Source organism: Pseudomonas sp. SDT291_1_S447 (assembly GCF_054070155.1).
Genome location: NZ_JBSVXS010000044.1, coordinates 22,599 through 41,337, shown reverse-complemented (window position 1 = coordinate 41,337; position 18,739 = coordinate 22,599). Strand labels below are relative to the sequence as shown.

17 protein-coding genes are annotated in these 18,739 nt (G+C 60.1%); 8 read left to right on the top strand and 9 right to left on the bottom strand.

Going from position 1 to position 18,739, the window contains the following annotated elements; translation table 11 throughout:
* Window positions 1-213: 213 nt before the first annotated feature.
* Window positions 214-1,314, bottom strand: coding sequence for a glycine-betaine demethylase subunit GbcB (gene gbcB, locus ACW9IR_RS15810; protein WP_007911227.1), 1,101 nt, complete (start codon window positions 1,312-1,314; stop codon window positions 214-216).
* A gap of 297 nt (window positions 1,315-1,611) precedes the next feature.
* On the opposite strand from gbcB, the gene gbcA reads away from it, so the two are divergent.
* Entirely contained in the window at window positions 1,612-2,907 is a 1,296-nt protein-coding gene (gbcA, locus tag ACW9IR_RS15805) for a glycine-betaine demethylase subunit GbcA (protein ID WP_110720768.1), read from the top strand.
* A gap of 746 nt (window positions 2,908-3,653) precedes the next feature.
* On the opposite strand, the gene ACW9IR_RS15800 is transcribed toward gbcA, so the two are convergent.
* The 7 genes from ACW9IR_RS15800 to ACW9IR_RS15770 all read right to left on the bottom strand — a co-directional run bounded on the left by ACW9IR_RS15800 (window position 3,654) and on the right by ACW9IR_RS15770 (window position 12,229).
* The gene (locus ACW9IR_RS15800; RefSeq protein WP_457464090.1) at window positions 3,654-4,220 is read right to left on the bottom strand and encodes an N-acetyltransferase family protein; all 567 of its coding nucleotides are present in this window, start codon (window positions 4,218-4,220) and stop codon (window positions 3,654-3,656) included.
* Between the two features lie 205 nt (window positions 4,221-4,425).
* Complete coding sequence (gene etfB / locus ACW9IR_RS15795; RefSeq protein WP_150708232.1) at window positions 4,426-5,196, bottom strand: electron transfer flavoprotein subunit beta; 771 nt, start codon at window positions 5,194-5,196, stop codon at window positions 4,426-4,428.
* A gap of 9 nt (window positions 5,197-5,205) precedes the next feature.
* A complete protein-coding gene (gene etfA, locus ACW9IR_RS15790; RefSeq protein WP_457464088.1) occupies window positions 5,206-6,426 on the bottom strand; it encodes an electron transfer flavoprotein subunit alpha in 1,221 nt (406 codons plus the stop codon).
* Window positions 6,426-8,375 carry a dimethylglycine demethylation protein DgcB gene (dgcB, locus tag ACW9IR_RS15785; RefSeq protein WP_457464086.1) on the bottom strand — a complete coding sequence of 650 codons (1,950 nt, stop codon included), beginning with the start codon at window positions 8,373-8,375 and terminating at the stop codon, window positions 6,426-6,428. The genes etfA and dgcB overlap by 1 nt, the downstream gene beginning before the upstream one ends.
* Window positions 8,376-8,538: 163 nt before the next feature.
* Entirely contained in the window at window positions 8,539-10,599 is a 2,061-nt protein-coding gene (gene dgcA, locus ACW9IR_RS15780; protein ID WP_038363159.1) for a dimethylglycine demethylation protein DgcA, read from the bottom strand.
* Window positions 10,600-10,614: 15 nt separating this feature from the next.
* Window positions 10,615-11,145, bottom strand: coding sequence for a DUF5943 domain-containing protein (locus ACW9IR_RS15775; RefSeq protein WP_005792152.1), 531 nt, complete (start codon window positions 11,143-11,145; stop codon window positions 10,615-10,617).
* Window positions 11,146-11,251: 106 nt separating this feature from the next.
* Window positions 11,252-12,229, bottom strand: coding sequence for a dipeptidase (locus tag ACW9IR_RS15770; protein WP_007911246.1), 978 nt, complete (start codon window positions 12,227-12,229; stop codon window positions 11,252-11,254).
* Between the two features lie 234 nt (window positions 12,230-12,463).
* Between ACW9IR_RS15770 and ACW9IR_RS15765 the strand changes: the two genes are divergently transcribed.
* The 3 genes from ACW9IR_RS15765 (at window position 12,464) to ACW9IR_RS15755 (ending at window position 13,736) form a co-directional block, all read left to right on the top strand.
* Window positions 12,464-12,865 carry a lysozyme inhibitor LprI family protein gene (locus ACW9IR_RS15765; protein ID WP_110721298.1) on the top strand — a complete coding sequence of 134 codons (402 nt, stop codon included), beginning with the start codon at window positions 12,464-12,466 and terminating at the stop codon, window positions 12,863-12,865.
* A gap of 101 nt (window positions 12,866-12,966) precedes the next feature.
* Window positions 12,967-13,290: a helix-turn-helix domain-containing protein gene (locus ACW9IR_RS15760; RefSeq protein ID WP_034153592.1), complete on the top strand. Its 324-nt coding sequence runs from the start codon at window positions 12,967-12,969 to the stop codon at window positions 13,288-13,290.
* 29 nt (window positions 13,291-13,319) lie between these two features.
* Window positions 13,320-13,736: a DUF3010 family protein gene (locus ACW9IR_RS15755; RefSeq protein WP_095050256.1), complete on the top strand. Its 417-nt coding sequence runs from the start codon at window positions 13,320-13,322 to the stop codon at window positions 13,734-13,736.
* A gap of 92 nt (window positions 13,737-13,828) precedes the next feature.
* Here the strand turns inward: ACW9IR_RS15755 and ACW9IR_RS15750 are convergent, their stop codons facing one another.
* Window positions 13,829-14,773 carry a GlxA family transcriptional regulator gene (locus tag ACW9IR_RS15750; RefSeq protein ID WP_457464082.1) on the bottom strand — a complete coding sequence of 315 codons (945 nt, stop codon included), beginning with the start codon at window positions 14,771-14,773 and terminating at the stop codon, window positions 13,829-13,831.
* A gap of 192 nt (window positions 14,774-14,965) precedes the next feature.
* Between ACW9IR_RS15750 and ACW9IR_RS15745 the strand changes: the two genes are divergently transcribed.
* From ACW9IR_RS15745 to ACW9IR_RS15730, 4 genes are all read left to right on the top strand, one after another.
* Window positions 14,966-15,910, top strand: a complete 945-nt coding sequence (locus ACW9IR_RS15745; RefSeq protein WP_223027357.1) for a choline ABC transporter substrate-binding protein — start codon at window positions 14,966-14,968, stop codon at window positions 15,908-15,910.
* 108 nt (window positions 15,911-16,018) lie between these two features.
* Window positions 16,019-16,906, top strand: coding sequence for a BKACE family enzyme (locus tag ACW9IR_RS15740; RefSeq protein ID WP_016983621.1), 888 nt, complete (start codon window positions 16,019-16,021; stop codon window positions 16,904-16,906).
* A gap of 158 nt (window positions 16,907-17,064) precedes the next feature.
* A complete protein-coding gene (locus tag ACW9IR_RS15735) occupies window positions 17,065-18,030 on the top strand; it encodes an L-carnitine dehydrogenase (protein WP_414870659.1) in 966 nt (321 codons plus the stop codon).
* A 226-nt stretch (window positions 18,031-18,256) separates the two neighbouring features.
* Entirely contained in the window at window positions 18,257-18,733 is a 477-nt protein-coding gene (locus tag ACW9IR_RS15730) for a thioesterase family protein (protein WP_457464079.1), read from the top strand.
* Window positions 18,734-18,739 lie beyond the last annotated feature (6 nt).

The following is an 18,739-nucleotide window of genomic DNA, read 5'->3' as shown; positions in this document are numbered from 1 at the left end:
CGTGAGAACAACTCGGTCAGTCCCTCTCCAAAAGAGAGAAGGGACTGATTGGGGGGATATTTGAGAGTACGCCGACGTGAAACTGCTTTGCCGAATCCATAGTCGACTCGATCTTTCAGGTCGATGGATCCCTCAAGACACCTCGGTCGGCCCCCTCTCCCTCTGGGAGAGGGCTGGGGTGAGGGGCAAGCCGTACGCAAAAATTCGCCCCACTCAAAAATCGATTCGCACATCCCCCTTCGGCACACTGCAGCACGACAAGATAAACCCTTCCGCCTCGTCGTCCTCGGTGATCCCGCCGTTGTGCTCCATCTCCACCTCGCCGCCCAGCTTGAGCACCTTGCACGTCCCGCAAATCCCCATCCCGCACGCCTTCGGAATCATCAAGCCAAGCTTGGCCGCCGCCGCGTGCACGGTCTCGCCCGGTGCCACACGAATGCTTTTGCCGGACGAAGTGAATTCGACCTGATGCAGATCCGCCGCATCGATTTCCGGCGCATCCGCAGCCTGCTCGGCCTGCTCCACCGCATCGGCACGCGCCTCCGGTGGCGTCGCACCAAACGACTCCTCGTGATAACGCGACATGTCGTAACCGGCCACTTCCAGCAGGCGCTTGACCGCGTTCATGTACGGCGTCGGGCCGCAGCAGAACACTTCGCGCTCAAGGAAGTCCGGCACCATCAGCTCAAGCATCTTGTGATTCAGGTAGCCGCGATACCCGGCCCACGGTTCACCCAAGCCATGCTTCTCGCAAATCAGGTGCAGGCTGAAGTTGTCGATCCGCGACGCCATGTGCTCCAGCTCGCGGTGGTAAATGATGTCTTTCGGCGAGCGCGCGCTGTGGATAAAGGTCATGTCGACGTTGGCGTTGGTGTCGTAGAACCAGCGCGCCATCGACATGCACGGCGTGATCCCCACGCCGCCGCTCAGATACAGCACTTTCGGGCTCGGAAAGTCGATGGCATTGAACAGCCCGACCGGCCCGTGCACCGCCAACTCCTGCCCTTCATGCAGCGTGTCGTGCAACCAGTTCGAGACCTTGCCCCCCGGTACGCGTTTGATCGTCACCGAAAAACTGTACGGCACCGACGGCGAGCTGGAGATCGTGTACGAACGCATGATCGGCTGGCCTTCGATTTCCAGCTCCAGGGTGACGAATTGCCCGGGCTTGAAGAAGAACAGGATCGGCTGGTCGGCCATAAAGCAGAAGGTGCGCACGTCCCAGGTTTCCTGGATGACTTTGACGCAACGGACGATGTGTCGGCCATTGGCCCAGGTCTGGGTGGTGACCGGATTCAGGAAGCTGTTGGACATGCTGTTCTCCACGGCCGACTGTCGGCCTCATGTCGGCGATTCTGCGTATAGCGCGAACCGCCCGTTTACCTATCCGCGACATCGGCATACTTATCGCGACCAGCCCCCAACCACCGGGGGTTGCGCGTCGGGAACAGATTGCACCATGTCGCCCATGGATAAGGTTCCGCCCTGCGCCGGCCCCACACTCGCCCCAACACCAAGACAGCTTCTTTACACCTTGCGTAGCAACCGTTAGCAGCACACCTGATCAGCCACTTTTCGCCGGCCACGCAGATGGCCATGAGGATCACATCGATGGACGTCACCGCAAAAATCAGCCTGGGCGATCCGCTGGAACCCGCACGCAAGGCCACCGCACAAATGCTCCAGGAGCGCGAGCGCACCTTTTCGCTACCGCAACCGTTCTATAGCGATGAGCGGCTGTTCGATATCGACATGCAGGAGATCTTCCAGAAAGAGTGGTTGATCGCTGGCATGACCTGCGAGATCCCGGCCAAGGGCAACTACCTGACCCTGCAGATCGGCAAGAACCCGATCATCGTCATCCGTGGCGCCGAGGGCGTAGTGCATGCGTTCCACAACGTCTGCCGCCATCGTGGCTCGCGTCTGTGCACCAGCGAAAAAGGCAAGGTTGCCAAACTGGTCTGCCATTACCACCAGTGGACGTACGAGCTGGACGGGCGTCTGCTGTTCGCCGGCACCGAAATGGGCGCCGACTTCGACATGAAGCAGTACGGCCTGAAACCGGTGAACGTGAAGACCGCCGGCGGCTACATCTTCATCAGCCTGGCCGAGAACCCGCCGGCCATTGATGACTTCCTGGCGACGCTGAACCATTACATGGAACCGTACGACATGGAGAACACCAAGGTGGCGATTACCACCACCTTGATGGAAAAGGCCAACTGGAAACTGGTGCTGGAAAACAACCGCGAGTGCTACCACTGCAACGCGTCGCACCCGGAACTGCTGAAAACCCTGCTGGAATGGGACGACGTGACCGATCCGCGCGCCGATCAGGCGTTCAAGGATCACGTCGCCGCCTCCGCCGCTGCCTGGGAAGCCGAAAAGATCCCCTACGCCCACGCCAGTTTCGGCCTGCGTAACCGCATCGTGCGCATGCCGCTGCTCAAGGGCACCGTGTCGATGACCCTCGACGGCAAACAGGGCTGCGCGAAACTGATGGGCCGGATCAAGAACCCGGACCTCGGCTCGATGCGTATCCTGCACCTGCCGCACTCGTGGAACCACTGCATGGGCGACCACATCATCGTCTTCACCGTGTGGCCGATCAGCGCCCAGGAAACCATGGTCACCACCAAGTGGATCGTGCACAAGGATGCGGTTGAGGGCATCGATTACGATGTTGATCGCATGCGTCAGGTGTGGGATGCGACCAATGATCAGGATCGCCGACTGGCGGAAGAGAATCAGCGCGGGATCAACTCGACGGCATATCAGCCTGGTCCTTACTCGAAGACTTATGAGTTTGGCGTGGTCAACTTTGTCGATTGGTACAGCGAGCGCTTGCTGAACAATCTCGGCGCAGAGCCTGCGCCTTACCTTAAAGGTGTGCCTGTCCAAGGATAAAAAGCATCGCGAGCAGGCTCACTCCTACATTTGGAATGCGTTCCCCTGTAGGAGTGAGCCTGCTCGCGATAGCTATTTCACATTCACCACATCCCTGAACCTTGATTGCACAAATTCTGACCAATCCCCCCACACCCCATACCCACCAAGCCTCCCAGCCTTCCGCAAACAAGTTATCCACACACCCACCCACAGCTAATGGGGACAACTGTGGATGACTCAAAAAATATCTCACTGATTTGCAAAGAAAAACCGTGACTTATCCAGAAGCACGGTTTTCGAAAGGCAATGATCATTTTTTGATCAACAGGCTGAAAGGTACTTAGATCGTGGCCTTCAGCGGATGGCAAACACCTTATCCACAGAAGCGCCAACAGAGATCGGGGGTAACTTTGCATCTGCTGTGGAAAAGTGCTGAAGACTGCGAAAAATCGGGGGTTTCGGAAGATTCATCCGGTTAAAAGTGCAAATTGATCAGTTATTGATCAAACCTTTGAAAGCCACGTTTTGCATGGCTATCAGCGGACAGCGAACATCTTATCCACAGAAGCGCCAACAGAGATCGGGGGTAACTCAGGAAGTTATCCCGCGGGAAAATCCCGTAAAAACCGCAACTTAGGCTGGCTGTTTTTTGATCTGCGGCCTGCAAGCCACGGCTGACGTGACTTGCAGTGAAGGGCAAACACGTTATCCACAGATTGACCAACAGGGATTGTGTGTAACCCCTCGTCAGTGGATAACCGGCTTCATGCTCGGTGCATGAGATAGGCCTCACCCGTCACCCGAATCATCGGATGCGGTACCACCTGACAGGTTTTGACGATGCCAAAGCCATGTCGCTCATAAAATCGCCGTGCACCGGTATTGGCGGCGTAGTCGATCAGGCTCAGCCCTTTGAGTGTGAGTTGATCGGCGCGCGCCTGGGCATGTTGGAGGAACTGCACGCCCAATCCTTGATTGCGCCAGCCTTCGTGCAGCGCCAGGCTGGAGATGTACAGCGTATCCGCCACCTCCATATCGGCGTAAGGCGCCAGCACAGGATCGGTGGGCGGTGCCGGGTCTGGATCTTCGCGCATGACGTAGCTGTGCATCATGCCGACCACGCAGCCTTCGGCCTCAGCGATCAGGCAGTTCTGCCAGGAAAAGTCCACATCATCGCGGGCATATCGCCGCTCACCGACATCAAGCAATGCCTCGCCCGGCTCCGCCAACTGGCTCCAGATGTAATCCGAGGCGCCCTCTGAGGAGATCTGAAACAAACGCGCAATAGCGCGCGCATCCGTGCGCCGGGCAGGTCGAAATTTAACGGTCATTCACTTGACTCCCTGTGTGGTGAGTGGCTTTTCTAACCTGTGCTTGAAAACAGCTGCAAACAGAAGCGCAATGTTTTTCATGTCAACAAATGACAGTTGTCGACCAAATACTTGCTCGCGAAAGCGCCGTATCCGCCAACATCATTGCTGACTGATCCGATGCATTCGCGAGCAAACCCGCTCCCACAGGGGGATTGGTTGGGTGTCAGCGGACCACGCCTTCTTCAATCAGCAACTTGAGGATGGCTTCGGCGCCAGCCTGCGGGGTAACGCCTTTGAGCACTTGTCCACCGCCACCACTGGCTTTGGCGGTAGCCGCTTTCATCCGGTCGGCACCGCTTTTGGCCTTGATCACTTTCAGGCGTTTGGGCCTTGGTTTGGCCGGCTGCAGGGTGGCGACAGCGAGGAGTTCATCGTCGACAACCTCTACGTCATCGGCCTCCAACACCCCGCGTCGCGCCGGGCCATAGGCACTCTGCCGAGGCTTCGGCGCAGCGTTATCCACAGTCGCCAGAAACGGCAGTTTCACCTTCAAGCGCCGACGCTGCCCACGCGGCAAAGCCTGCAGCACCAACGCCGAACCGTCATTGATCGACTCGACCTGCGCCAGCCCGACCACCAACGGCCAACCCAGACCTTCCGCCAACAAGAACGGCAGCATCCCCGAACCTTCGCCGGTTTCTGCCTGGCTGCCAGTCAGCACCACTTGCGCACCGGCATCGCGCAGATACGCGGTCAGCGCTGGTAGCGCATCGGCACCAGCAGGTTGTTCCAGCACGTGCATCTGCTCAAGACCCATACCCAGATAGGCGCGCAACGCCGGTTCCGCAATGTCGCCGGCATGCAGCACTTGCAGGTTATCCCCAGCCAGTTGCAGGCCCAGTTCAACGGCGCGCGCGTCCTGATCAGCACGGCGTGGCCGCCCGGAAGTCGGGTGGGCGCCGATGGAAACCAGACTGATAACTTTCGTGTTCATAGCGTTTCCTTAAGCCGCATCGCGCTTGGCTTCGTTGCGGTAAGCCGCGACCGCCGCGATCAAGGCTTGAAGAATCTCTGCGCTTTCTCCGATCACCGAGAGGTCGGCGCGTTTGATCATGTCGCAACCTGGATCAAGGTTGATCGCCACGACCTTGTCGCAGGCGCCAATGCCTTGCAGATGCTGGATCGCGCCTGAGATACCCACAGCCACATAGACCCGTGCGGTGACCCAGGTACCGGACGCACCAACCTGCCGATCACGGGCCATGAAGCCATCGTCCACCGCCACCCGCGACGCACCTTCAGTAGCACCGAGCGCCGCCGCCGTTTCGTGGAACAGCGCCCAGTCCTTGACGCCATTACCGCCGGAGAAAATGAACTCCGCTTCGGCCATCGGAATCGCTGCCGGGTCGACCGCCACAGCACCGAGATCTTCGATCCGCGACAGGCTGCGCGCGACACTTGTGGATAACTCCACATGCAAGGCTTCATGTCGGGTTTCGCTGACCGGCTCGGCGCATTCGGCCGCAGCCAGAATCAACCGTGCGACGGGACGGGCAAGGTCTTGCAGCCCGGCGCCCGCACGGCCAATGCACTCCTGATCCTTGACCTGCCAGACCCGAGTCGCCGGGCGCTCGCCCAGTGCAGCGGCAAAGCGCCGACCGAGCTCACCACCACCGCTGCGGCTGTCCGGTAGCAGCCAGTGACGCGGGTTGAACTGGTTATCCACAGCGCGCAAACCTTGCACCCGTTGCTCCGGTGCATAACCACTGAATGCTTCACCTTCGAGCACCAGCAAGCGATCGACGCCAGCGGTCGCGAAAGCGTTTTCCTTGTGTTCGCCAAAGACCACCGCCAACACCGCACCGTCCTGACCGGCGAGTTGATGGGCGAGGCCAAGCAAATCACGGTCGTGACTGCTCAAGCGGCCGCCGACCATGTCGGGCACCACTGTGATGTAGAACGCCGGAGCCGGCACTTGATGCAGCGGCAATTGCACTTCCACAGCAGCCGAACGTTTGACCGCGCCGCCCTGTTGCGCGCCGCTGCGGTCGATACGCTTGATGCCGTTCGGGCCGATAAAACCGATGCCGTGCAGATTCTTGCGGATGATGCCGTTGGGGCCCATCCAGCTGTGTTGCGCCGGTTGCATGGCCGCGTGCAGCGGATGCAGGCGGTTACGCGCAATCCATTCGGCGCGTGGGTCGCGGCGGATAATGTCGCTCATCAGTGGGCCTCCGCAGGTTCACGTTTGGCCGGGGTGGCAGGCTTGTTCGGCGCGGCGTCTTCGAGCAGCGCGTCGGCCACCAGTTCGGCGATGTCCTTGATCAGCGGCCGCGGTTCGACCACGCCTTCGAGCATTGCTGTGCACTGTGGACAACCCACCGCCACCAGTTCGGCGCCGGTTTCGCGGATGTCGTCCATGCGCATATCAGGAATCCGCTGCTTACCCGGAATGTCGGTGATCGGCGCCCCGCCACCACCGCCGCAGCAGCGCGAGCGGAAGCCGGAACGTTGCATTTCTTTGACTTCGATGCCGAGCGCACGCAGCACTTCACGCGGCGCTTCATACTCGCCGTTGTAGCGGCCGAGGTAGCACGGATCGTGATAGGTCACGCTGTTGCCTTTGTGCTGGCCGAGATTCAGCGCACCGGCCTGGATGATTTCTGCCATGTAGGTGCTGTGGTGCTGCACCAGATAGTTGCCGTCGAACGCGCCGTACTCGTTTTTCAGCACATGGAAGCTGTGCGGATCGCAGGTGACGATGCGGTTGAAGCTGTATTTGGCCAGGGTCTGGATGTTGCGCTTGGCGAGCAACTGGAAAGTCGCTTCATCGCCGAGACGCCGGGCGACGTCGCCGCTGTCACGCTCTTCGAGGCCGAGCACGGCAAAGTCGATTTTCGCCGCTTTCAGCACTTTGACGAAGGCGCGCAAGGTGCGCTGGTTGCGCATGTCGAAGGCGCCGTCGCCGACCCAGAACAGCACGTCGGTGGATTTCTTTTCGCTGAGCAGATTGAGGTTCAGATCCGCCGCCCAGTTCATCCGCCCGCCCGGGGCGAAACCGCCAGGGTTGTCGGTGGCAATCAGATTTTCGAGGACTTCGGCGCCCTTGTTCGGCGTCGCGCCTTTTTCCAGGGTCAGGTGACGGCGCATGTCGACGATGGCGTCGACGTGCTCGATCATCATCGGGCATTCCTCGACGCAGGCGCGGCAAGTGGTGCACGACCACAGGGTTTCGGCGTCGACCAAGCCGTTGACGATCGGTTGATGTGGATTACCGCTATGTTCGCCTACAGGTTTGCCCGGATACGGGCTGCCGGCGAACTTGGCATCGGTACCGCCAGCGAGGCCGACGACCATGTCCTGAATCAGTTTTTTCGGGTTCAGCGGCTGGCCGGCGGCGAAGGCCGGGCAGGCGGCTTCGCACTTGCCGCACTGCACGCAGGCGTCGAAACCGAGCAACTGGTTCCAAGTGAAATCCTTGGGTTTTTCCACACCTAACGGCGCTGAGGGATCATTGAGATCCAGCGGTTTAAGGCCGGTGGAACGACCGCCGCCAAAACGTTCAGCGCGACGATGCCAAGCCAAGTGCAACGCACCGGCGAAGGCGTGTTTCATCGGCCCGCCCCAGGTCATGCCGAAGAACAGTTCCGACACGCCCCACAGCACACCAATTCCGAGGATGACCGCGAGCACCCAGCCGCCGAAGTTCTCCGGGAGGATTCCGGCCACCGGCAAGGTCAGCAGGAAGAACGACGCCGAGAACGCCAGCAGGCTTTTCGGCAGGCGCATCCACGGGCCTTTCGACAGCCGCGCCGGCGGGTTGCGCCGACGCAGGTAAACGAAGATCGCGCCGACGAACATCACTGCCGTCATCAGCAGCAAGGCGTAACCGAGGATGCGGTTATGCAGGCCGAAACCGTGCACCAGCAGCGCCAGCACAATCGACGCCACTGCACCGCCGGCCGTGGCCACGTGGGTGTTGGCGATGTATTTGTCCCGCGCCACCACATGGTGCAAATCGACCATGTAGCGCTTGGGCATGGCCAACAGGCCGCCGATCAGATCGACCTTCGAGGCCCGGCCCCGACGCCACATCGCTACCCGCCGCAACGCGCCGAGGACACCAAGGCCGATAGCTGCGAACAACAGGATTGGAAGAAGGGTGTTCAACATGGTGAAGCTCCCAAAGACCGCAGGGTCTTGCAGGTCGAGTTGCCTTACTCGGTCACTGTGGGAGCGAACTTGCTCGCGAAGGCGGACTGACATTCAACATCGATGTCGACTGATCCACCGCTTTCGCGAGCAAGCTCGCTCCCACAGGGTTGTGTGCAAACCTTTAAAAGTCTTTACACAGTCTGAGCGCGTCGTAGATGGCGGCGTGGGTGTTGCGCTGCGCCACGCAGTCGCCGATGCGGAACAGCAAGTAGCCGTCGCCCGCCTCGCTCAGCGAAGGTTGCGGCTGGATCGCGAACAACGCTTCGACGTCGATCTGGCCCTTGTTGCGCGAACCCTCTTTGAGCGCGTAGTAGATTTCCTCATCCGGACGCACGCCGTTTTCCACCACCACCTGATCGACCACCCGCTCCTCTTTCGCGCCGGTGTATTCGTTCTCCAGTACCGCGACCAGTTTGTCGCCTTCGCGGTAGACCTTTTCCAGCATCATGTCGCCGGTCATGATCACTTCTTTCGGGTACATGCTGCGGTAGTAGGTCGGGAACGACGTACCGCCGATGGCCACGCCCGGTTTGATGTCGTCGGTGACGATCTCGACCTGGCTGCCCTTGTCGGCGAGGAAGTCGGCGACCGACATCCCGGTGAACTCGCAAATGGTGTCGTAGACCAGCACGTTCTTGCCCGGCGCAACCTTGCCGTCGAGCACGTCCCAACTGCTGACCACCAGCCCTTCGGCAGCGCCCCAGTGCTCGTTCTGCTCCAGATACGGATGCCCGCCGACCGCCAGTACCACCACGTCCGGACGCAAGTCCATGATGGTCTCGGCATCAGCTGCCGTGCCCAGGCGCAAATCGACTTTCAGCCGCGCCAGTTCCAGTTGGAACCAACGGGTAATACCGGCGATCTGGTCACGCTGCGGCGCTTTCGATGCGGTGGTGATCTGGCCGCCGATGAATTCCTTCTTCTCGAACAGGGTCACGTCGTGGCCACGCTCGGCAGCAACCCGTGCCGCTTCCATCCCGGCAGGGCCGGCACCGACGATGACCACCTTGCGTTTCGGCCCGGTGGATTTCTCGATGATGTGCGGCACGCCCATGTATTCACGGGACGTTGCAGCATTCTGGATGCACAACACGTCGAGGCCTTGATACTGGCGGTCGATGCAATAGTTGGCGCCGACGCACTGTTTAATCTGGTCGATCTGGCCCATCTTGATCTTGGCGATCAGGTGCGGGTCGGCAATGTGCGCGCGGGTCATGCCGACCATGTCGACGTAACCGCCTTCAAGGATGCGCGTGGCCTGGTTCGGATCCTTGATGTTCTGTGCGTGCAGCACCGGCACCTTGACCACTTCCTTGATCCCGGCGGCCAGATGCAGGAACGGCTCCGGTGGATAACTCATGTTCGGAATCACGTTGGCCAGGGTGTTGTGGGTGTCACAGCCCGAGCCGACGACGCCGATGAAGTCGAGCATGCCGGTGTCGTCGTAATACTTGGCGATCTGCTTCATGTCTTCGTGGGACAAACCGTCCGGGTGGAACTCGTCACCGCACAGACGCATGCCCACGCAGAAGTCATCACCGACCTCGGCGCGCACGGCTTTCAAGACTTCCAGACCGAACTTCATCCGGCCTTCGAAGCTGCCACCCCATTCGTCGGTACGCTTGTTGACGCGCGGGCTCCAGAACTGGTCGATCATGTGCTGGTGCACCGCCGACAGCTCAACGCCGTCGAGACCACCGGCCTTGGCCCGGCGCGCGGCCTGGGCGTAGTTGCCGATCACCCGCCAGATTTCTTCCGGCTCGATGGTTTTGCAAGTGGCGCGGTGTACCGGTTCACGAATGCCCGACGGCGACATCAGCGTCGGCCAGTTGAAGCCGTCCCAGCGCGAGCGGCGGCCCATGTGGGTAATCTGAATCATGATCTTGGCGCCATGCTTGTGCATGGCGTCGGCCAGATTCTGGAAATGCGGAATGATCCGGTCGGTCGACAGGTTGACCGAGCTCCACCATTCCTGCGGGCTGTCGATGGCGACCACGGAGGAGCCGCCACAGATCGCCAGGCCGATGCCGCCCTTGGCTTTCTCTTCGTAATACTTGACGTAGCGGTCGGTGGTCATGCCACCGTCCGTCGCGTAGACCTCAGCGTGCGCGGTGCTGAGCACGCGGTTGCGGATGGTCAGTTTGCCGATCTGGATCGGCTGGAACATTGCTTCGAAAGCCATGGCGGGTTCCTCGACTTACAACGGCTTGACGGTGAACAGGCCGTCGTCGTGGCCTTCTTCGGAGCCACCGTAGACTTGCTCGGCGACGGTGCGAATCTTGCTGCCGCGTGCTTCAAGAATCTGATCCATGGCCCCGGCAAACCAACCGGTGAACATGTAGTCGACCTTGCGCCCGACCTTGCCGTAGACGTAGACGAATGCCGAGTGTTCGAGCTTGACGCTGGCGGTGCCTTTGTCGAGGTCGATGTCCTGGATCTTGAACAGGCCCCAGCCGCGTTGCGACAGACGCTTCATGTAGTGCTCGAACACCGCGACGCCTTCCAGGCCGTGGCATTCAGCTTCTTTCTCGCACCAGTGCCAAGCAGATTTGTAGCCGGCCTTGTAGAGGATTTCGGCGTAGGCATCAGCGCCCAAAACTTCCTCGATGCCCATGTGGTTGTTGACGAAGAAATGCCGTGGCACGTAGAGCATCGGCAGGGCGTCGGAGGTCCAGACACCGGTCTCGCTGTCGACTTCGATTGGCAATTGCGGGGCGATCTTGGCCATGGAAACTTAACTCCAGAAAAATAGTGGATTCAGTGGTGACCGCTGCCCTCACCCCAGCCCTCTCCCACAGGAGAGGGGGCAGATCGGCGGCGGTCTTGAGTCAGCGTTACTCGCCCCAGACGTCTTTCAGGACGTTGACCCAGTTTTCGCCCATGATCTTGCGCACAACGCGCTCGGAGTGGCCGCGCTTGAGCAGGGTTTCAGTCAGGTTCGGGAACTCGCCGACGGTGCGGATGCCCAGCGGATTGATGATCTTGCCGAAGCTGGTCAGACGGCGGGCGTAGCCCTTGTCGTGGGTCAGGTATTCGAAGAAGTCCTGGCCGTGACCCTGGGTGAAGTCGGTGCCGATGCCGATGGCGTCTTCGCCGACAATGTTCATCACGTATTCGATCGCTTCGGCGTAGTCGTCGATGGTCGAATCGATGCCCTTGGCGAGGAACGGCGCAAACATGGTCACGCCGACAAAACCGCCGTGGTCGGCAATGAACTTCAGCTCTTCATCGGACTTGTTGCGCGGGTGCTCTTTGAGACCCGACGGCAGGCAGTGGGAATAGCAGACCGGTTTTTTCGATTCGAGGATGACTTCTTCCGAGGTCTTGGAACCGACGTGGGACAGGTCGCACATGACGCCGACGCGGTTCATCTCGGCAACGATTTCGCGACCGAAACCCGACAGGCCGCCATCACGCTCGTAGCAACCGGTACCGACCAGATTCTGGGTGTTGTAGCACATCTGCACGATGCCGACGCCGAGCTGCTTGAACACCTCGACATAGCCGATCTGGTCTTCAAACGCGTGAGCATTCTGGAAGCCGAAGAGGATGCCGGTCTTGCCTTGTTCCTTGGCGCGACGGATGTCGGCAGTGGTGCGCACTGGCATCACCAGGTCGCTGTTTTCGCGGATCAGCTTCTGGCTGGCAGCGATGTTGTTCACGGTCGCCTGAAAGCCTTCCCACACCGACACAGTGCAGTTGGCTGCCGTCAGACCGCCCTTGCGCATGTCTTCGAACAGCTCGCGGTTCCATTTGGCAATGATCAGACCGTCGATAACGATGCTGTCGGCGTGTAATTCGGCTGGGCTCATCAGGCGTCCCCTTATTGGCGATTCATGCGCCGAATCGTCTGCCGGCGCTTTGGGGCCAGCATATGCCTCGGTGCAGGGGCGACCGGGTGCAAAAACGACAGGGGAATTGCCGAAAGCGTCAATCCGCGACAAAGGGTCGCCAGACGCCCCGATCAGCTACCTGTTCAAGCCCGCAAGCTTGAGCCAGAATCTCCGGCATCTTGGAAACACCACTGGATTAGAGCGGCGACAACAATGAAATCGATCTTCCTGGCTTTGGCACTGCTTGCGACCGGCGTACACGCCGCCGAAGAGTCCGACAACAACCCGTGCGACGCGGTGGAAAACGACGTCCAGACCCTGGAATGCTCGACCTACAGCCGCACCACCGCCGAAGACCTGCTCAAGGACAACTACGCCAGCCTGACCGAACGCATGCAGACCGCGTACGGCAAAAACGCGACGCAACTGGCGGATATCACCGCCAAACTCAAAACCGCCCAGCAGCAGTGGCTGAAGACGCGGGATGCCGATTGCGCGGTGGAAGCGTTCCCGGCGACGGCGGGGAGCAAGGCGTTCACAATTGCGCAGAATGACTGCATAGCGCGGATGAGTGATGAACGGTCGGAGTTTTTGGAGTCGATTGGGCAGGAGTGATCCTGACCACTCGTAACATGCCGTCAATTCTTGTTGATTGGCCTTGGGAGAAATATAAGCAAAGATTCTGAAATCTTATAAAAGACTTATATTTTTCCAATATGAAGTTACCCACAGATATCCAAATCATCAACGACGCCGAGGGCAACCCCGCCTTCGTCGTCATTCCCTACGCGCAGTACGTTGCGCAAAAAATGCAGCCCGATCTGATTCCCCATGAGGTGGTCAGCCGGATGGTCGATGGGGCAACACCGATCCGTGCCTGGCGCGAACACCTCAACCTGACTCAGGAAGAAGTCGCCAAACGCATGGGTATTTCGCAACCGGCGTTTGCTCAACAGGAAACGGTGTCCAAGCCACGTAAAGCGACACGCGAGAAAATTGCGTCGGCGTTCGGGATCACCGCCAATCAGCTTGAGCTGTAAGCTGCCCTCTTCACTTCAAGGAATTCCCCATGAACATCTGCGGCATCGAAATCAAAGGCAGCGAAGCGATCATCGCCGTGGCCGCTCTCGACGGTTCGACCCTGAGCCACATTCCCCTCGCCACCAAGAAGATCGCCCTCGAAGACGATGACGAAGCGGCCAACGTGAAATTGTTCGCGGCGCAGGTGGCGTCGTTTGTGCGGGAGAATTCGGTTGACCGGATTGCGATCAAGAAGCGCAGCAAGAAGGGTGAGTTTGCCGGTGGGCCGACGACATTCAAGATTGAAGGGATTTTGCAGTTGCTCGATGGGTGTGAGGTGACGTTGTTGTCGCCGCAGACGATCAATGCGCAGGCGAAGAAGCATAATTTCGAGCTGCCGGGGACGCTGAACAAGTATCAGCATGAGGCTTATAAGGCGGCGTGTTCGGCGTTGGTGAAGAAGTAACCAACAGCAAGATCAAAAGATCAGCCTTCGGCAGCTCCTACATTGGAATGCATTTCCCTGTAGGAGCTGCCGAAGGCTGCGATCTTTTGATTTCAGGCCTGCGCGGTACGGCGGTCTTCGCGGGGGCAGCGGGCGAATTTTGCGCGGTAGCTGCGGGTGAAGTACGACGGTGATTCAAACCCGCAGGCGATGCTCACTTCGAGCACGCTCATGTCGGTTTGGCGCAGCAGTTGCCGGGCCTTTTCCAGGCGCAGACGCAGGTAGAAGTTGCTCGGTGTATCGTTCAAGTGCAGCCGAAACAAGCGCTCCAGTTGCCGTCGCGTCACTTTGATCGATTCCGCCAGTTGCAGCGTGGTCAGCGGCGGTTCGCTGTGCTGCTCCATCTCGCCAATCACCTGCACCAGTTTCTTGTTATTGATGCCGTAACGCGTGGCGACTTCCATGCGCTGGTGATCTTTGCGCGGACGAATACGCCCCAGCACAAACTGCTCGCTGACCTGAATCGCCAGTTGCGGTCCATGGGCCTGGGCGATCAGATCGAGCATCAAATCGATGGACGCGGTGCCGCCCGCCGAGGTGATGCGCCGACGGTCGATCTCGAACAGCTCTTGGGTCACGCTGAGCTGTGGATAATATTCCTTGAATGCGTCGATGGCTTCCCAGTGCAGGGTCAGGCGATGGCCATCGAGCAGGCCCGCTTCAGCGAGGACAAAGCTGCCGGTGTCGATGGCACCGAGGGTCACGCCTTCGTTATCCAGCCGCCGCAACCAGTGTTCAAGGGTGGGCGTGGCGAACTTCAGCGGTTCAAACCCGGCCACCACCAGCAGCGTCGCGCCTTTCTTCAACGGCTCCAGTGCCGCGTCGGCGTTGACCGACATGCCGTTGCTCGCCAACACCGCCCCGCCATCAGCGCTCAACACATGCCAGCGGTACAGCTCGCCACGAAAGCGGTTGGCCACGCGTAGCGGTTCGATCGCGGAAATAAAGCCGATGGCGGAGAACCCCGGCATCAGCAAGAAGTAGAAATCCTGGGACATGTGCGCACTCGGTTGGCGGGTAGCGTGGGATGTTGATACGCCAGTTGTCTTCAGCATTCAAGAGCGCAGGTCGCTACAGTGCAAATGCCAGTCGCCGCAGTGCGCTTTCATGGGCGTATAGCTGCGTAACTTGGCATCACCGGCGCGTCAGACGCCGGGAACCACAATAAACGACCTGCCGAGGAACCCGACATGAAACGACTGATCAGCAGCTGTGTTCTTGCACTCAGCGGTACCGCTTTCTTCAGCGCCAGCGTCATGGCGGCCGAACCCGCCTCATGCCAGAACGTGCGCATGGGCGTGGTCAACTGGACCGACGTGATCGCCACCAGTGCCATGACCCAGGTCCTGCTCGACGGCCTCGGCTACAACACCAAACAAACCAGCGCGTCCCAGCAGATTATCTTCGCCGGGATCCGCGATCAGCGCCTGGACCTGTTCCTCGGTTACTGGAACCCGCTGATGACCCAGACCATCACCCCGTTCGTCGACGCCAACCAAGTCAAAGTCCTCGAAGCGCCAAGCCTGAAAGACGCCCGCGCGACCCTCGCGGTGCCGACTTATCTGGCGGACAAGGGCCTGAAAACCTTCGCCGACATCGCCAAGTTTGAAAAAGAGCTGGGCGGCAAGATCTACGGCATCGAGCCAGGCTCGGGCGCCAACACGCAGATCAAGGCGATGATCGCCAAGAACCAGTTCGGCCTCGGCAAGTTCCAACTGGTCGAGTCGAGCGAGGCCGGCATGCTCGCCGCCGTCGACCGCGCTGTGCGCCGCAAAGAGGCCGTGGTGTTCTTCGGCTGGGCACCGCACCCGATGAACGTCAACGTCAAGATGACTTATCTAACCGGCAGCGACGATGCCCTTGGTCCGAACGAAGGCATGGCCACCGTGTGGACCGTCACCGCGCCGAAATACGCTGAGCAGTGCCCGAACATTGGTCGCCTGCTGACCAACCTGACGTTCACCGCCGAGGACGAGAGCCGGATGATGCAGCCGCTGCTCGACCACAAGGACGCCTTCGAATCGGCCAAGCAATGGCTCAAGGATCACCCCGAAGACAAGCAGCGCTGGCTTGAGGGTGTGACCACGTTCGATGGCAAACCGGCCGCTGAAAACCTCCAGCTGACCAGCAAATAACCCTCTATTGAAAAGCCCCTCTCCCGGATGGGAGAGGCGACTGTCCGAAGCTTCGCAGCCCCGAACAGGGCTGCGGACAGACCCATCACGCCTGAAGGAAACCGCACTATGAACCACGACGTCATCATCACCTGCGCACTCACCGGTGCTGGCGACACGACCGCCAAGAGCCCGCACGTGCCGGTCACCCCGAAGCAAATCGCTGCCGCCGCCGTTGAAGCAGCCAAGGCCGGCGCCACCGTTGTGCATTGCCATGTGCGCGATCCGCAGACCGGCAAGTTCAGCCGTGACGTGGCGCTGTACCGCGAAGTGATGGAGCGCATCCGCGAGGCCGACGTCGACATCATCGTCAACCTCACTGCCGGCATGGGCGGCGACCTGGAAATCGGCGCCGGCGAGAACCCGATGGAGTTCGGTCCGAACACCGATCTGGTCGGCCCGCTGACCCGTCTCGCCCACGTCGAAGAGTTGCTGCCAGAAATCTGCACTCTCGATTGCGGCACGCTGAACTTCGGTGATGGCGACACCATTTATGTCTCCACTCCGGCGCAACTGCGGGCCGGCGCTAAGCGCATCACCGAGCTGGGCGTGAAGGCTGAGCTGGAGATTTTCGACACCGGTCATCTGTGGTTTGCCAAGCAGATGATCAAGGAAGGTTTGCTCGACAACCCGTTGTTCCAGCTGTGTCTGGGCATCCCGTGGGGCGCCCCGGCGGATACCACCACCATGAAAGCCATGGTCGACAACCTGCCCGCCGATGCGGTGTGGGCCGGGTTTGGCATTGGCCGGATGCAGATGCCGATGGCGGCGCAAGCGGTGCTGCTCGGCGGCAACGTGCGGGTCGGGCTGGAGGACAACCTGTGGCTGGACAAGGGTGTGCTGGCGACCAACGGCCAATTGGTCGAACGCGCCACCGAAATCCTCAGCCGCCTCGGCGCCCGCGTACTGACCCCGGCCGAGGGCCGCAAGAAAATGGGCCTGACCCAGCGCGGCTAACCCTCAGCTCAAAAAACGGGGCTCTAACTGCCCCCCAAATTTCACCTGTAGGAGCTGCCGAAGGCTGCGATCTTTTGATTTTGTTTTTCAAGGTCAAGATCAAAAGATCGCAGCCTTCGGCAGCTCCTACAGGGATCACCTCACTCGGGAAAATCCCTATGAGCTTTATCACCGAAATCAAAACCTTCGCCGCGCTGGGCAGCGGTGTCATTGGCAGCGGTTGGGTCGCTCGCGCCCTCGCCCATGGCCTCGACGTGGTGGCTTGGGACCCGGCACCGGGCGCCGAAGCGGCGCTGCGCAAACGCGTGGCCAATGCCTGGGGTGCGCTGGAGAAAAACGGTCTGGCGCCGGGTGCTTCACAGGATCGTCTGCGCTTTGTCGCGACCATCGAGGAGTGCGTTCGCGATGCCGATTTCATTCAGGAAAGCGCCCCGGAACGTCTCGAATTGAAGCTCGATCTGCACAGCAAAATCAGCGCCGCGGCCAAGCCCGATGCGTTGATCGGTTCGAGTACATCGGGCTTGCTGCCGAGCGAGTTCTACGAGAGTTCGACGCACCCGGAACGCTGCGTGGTCGGCCACCCGTTCAACCCGGTTTATTTACTGCCGCTGGTGGAAGTTGTGGGTGGCAAGAACACCGCGCCCGAAGCCGTACAAGCAGCGATGAAAGTCTACGAATCCCTCGGCATGCGTCCGTTGCATGTGCGCAAGGAAGTGCCAGGGTTTATCGCCGACCGCTTGCTTGAAGCGCTGTGGCGTGAGGCGCTGCACCTGGTCAATGACGGCGTAGCGACCACTGGCGAGATCGATGATGCGATCCGTTTTGGCGCCGGGTTGCGCTGGTCGTTTATGGGTACGTTCCTGACTTACACCCTGGCCGGCGGTGATGCCGGCATGCGCCACTTCATGTCGCAATTCGGCCCGGCGTTGCAGTTGCCGTGGACGTATCTGCCGGCGCCGGAACTGACTGACAAGTTGATTGATGATGTGGTCGATGGCACCAGTGACCAGCTTGGCCGCCACAGCATTTCGGCGCTGGAGCGCTATCGTGATGATTGCTTGCTGGCGGTGCTGGAGGCGGTGAAGACTACCAAGGAGAAGCATGGGATGAGTTTCAGCGAGTGATGGGGTTGGCATGAAATCGCTGCCCTCACCCTAGCCCTCTCCCGGGGGGAGAGGGAACTGACCGTGGTGTTTTTGCGAGCTACGCCGACTTGCACCATCGAGCCGAACTCAGGACTTGAAACGCTTGAAGATCTGCTCCCTTTCCCCCTCTCCCCCTTGGGGGAGAGGGCTGGGGTGAGGGGTTAGCTCTTGATCTTAACGACCCGCCCACTGCCGGAACCCAATCATGCCCACTCTCACCACCTACCAAACCACAATCATCCCCGACTGGGTCGACTACAACGGCCACCTGCGCGACGCCTTCTACCTGCTGATTTTCAGCTACGCCACCGACGCCCTGATGGACCGCCTCGGCATGGACAGCAACAACCGCGAAGCCAGCGGCAACTCGCTGTTCACCCTCGAACTGCACCTCAATTATCTGCACGAAGTGAAACTCGATACCGAGGTGGAAGTACGCACGCAAATCATCGGTCACGACAGCAAACGCCTGCACCTCTATCACAGCCTGCACAAGGCCGGTGACCTGCAGGAACTGGCCGGCAACGAACAGATGCTGTTGCACGTTGACCTCGCCGGCCCGCGCTCGGCACCGTTCAGCGCGGACACCTTGAGCCGCCTGCAAAGCATCGTCGCCGAACAGAAAGACCTGCCCGCTCCCGCTTACACCGGCCGCGTTATCGCGCTGCCACCTGCAAGGTAAATCCAT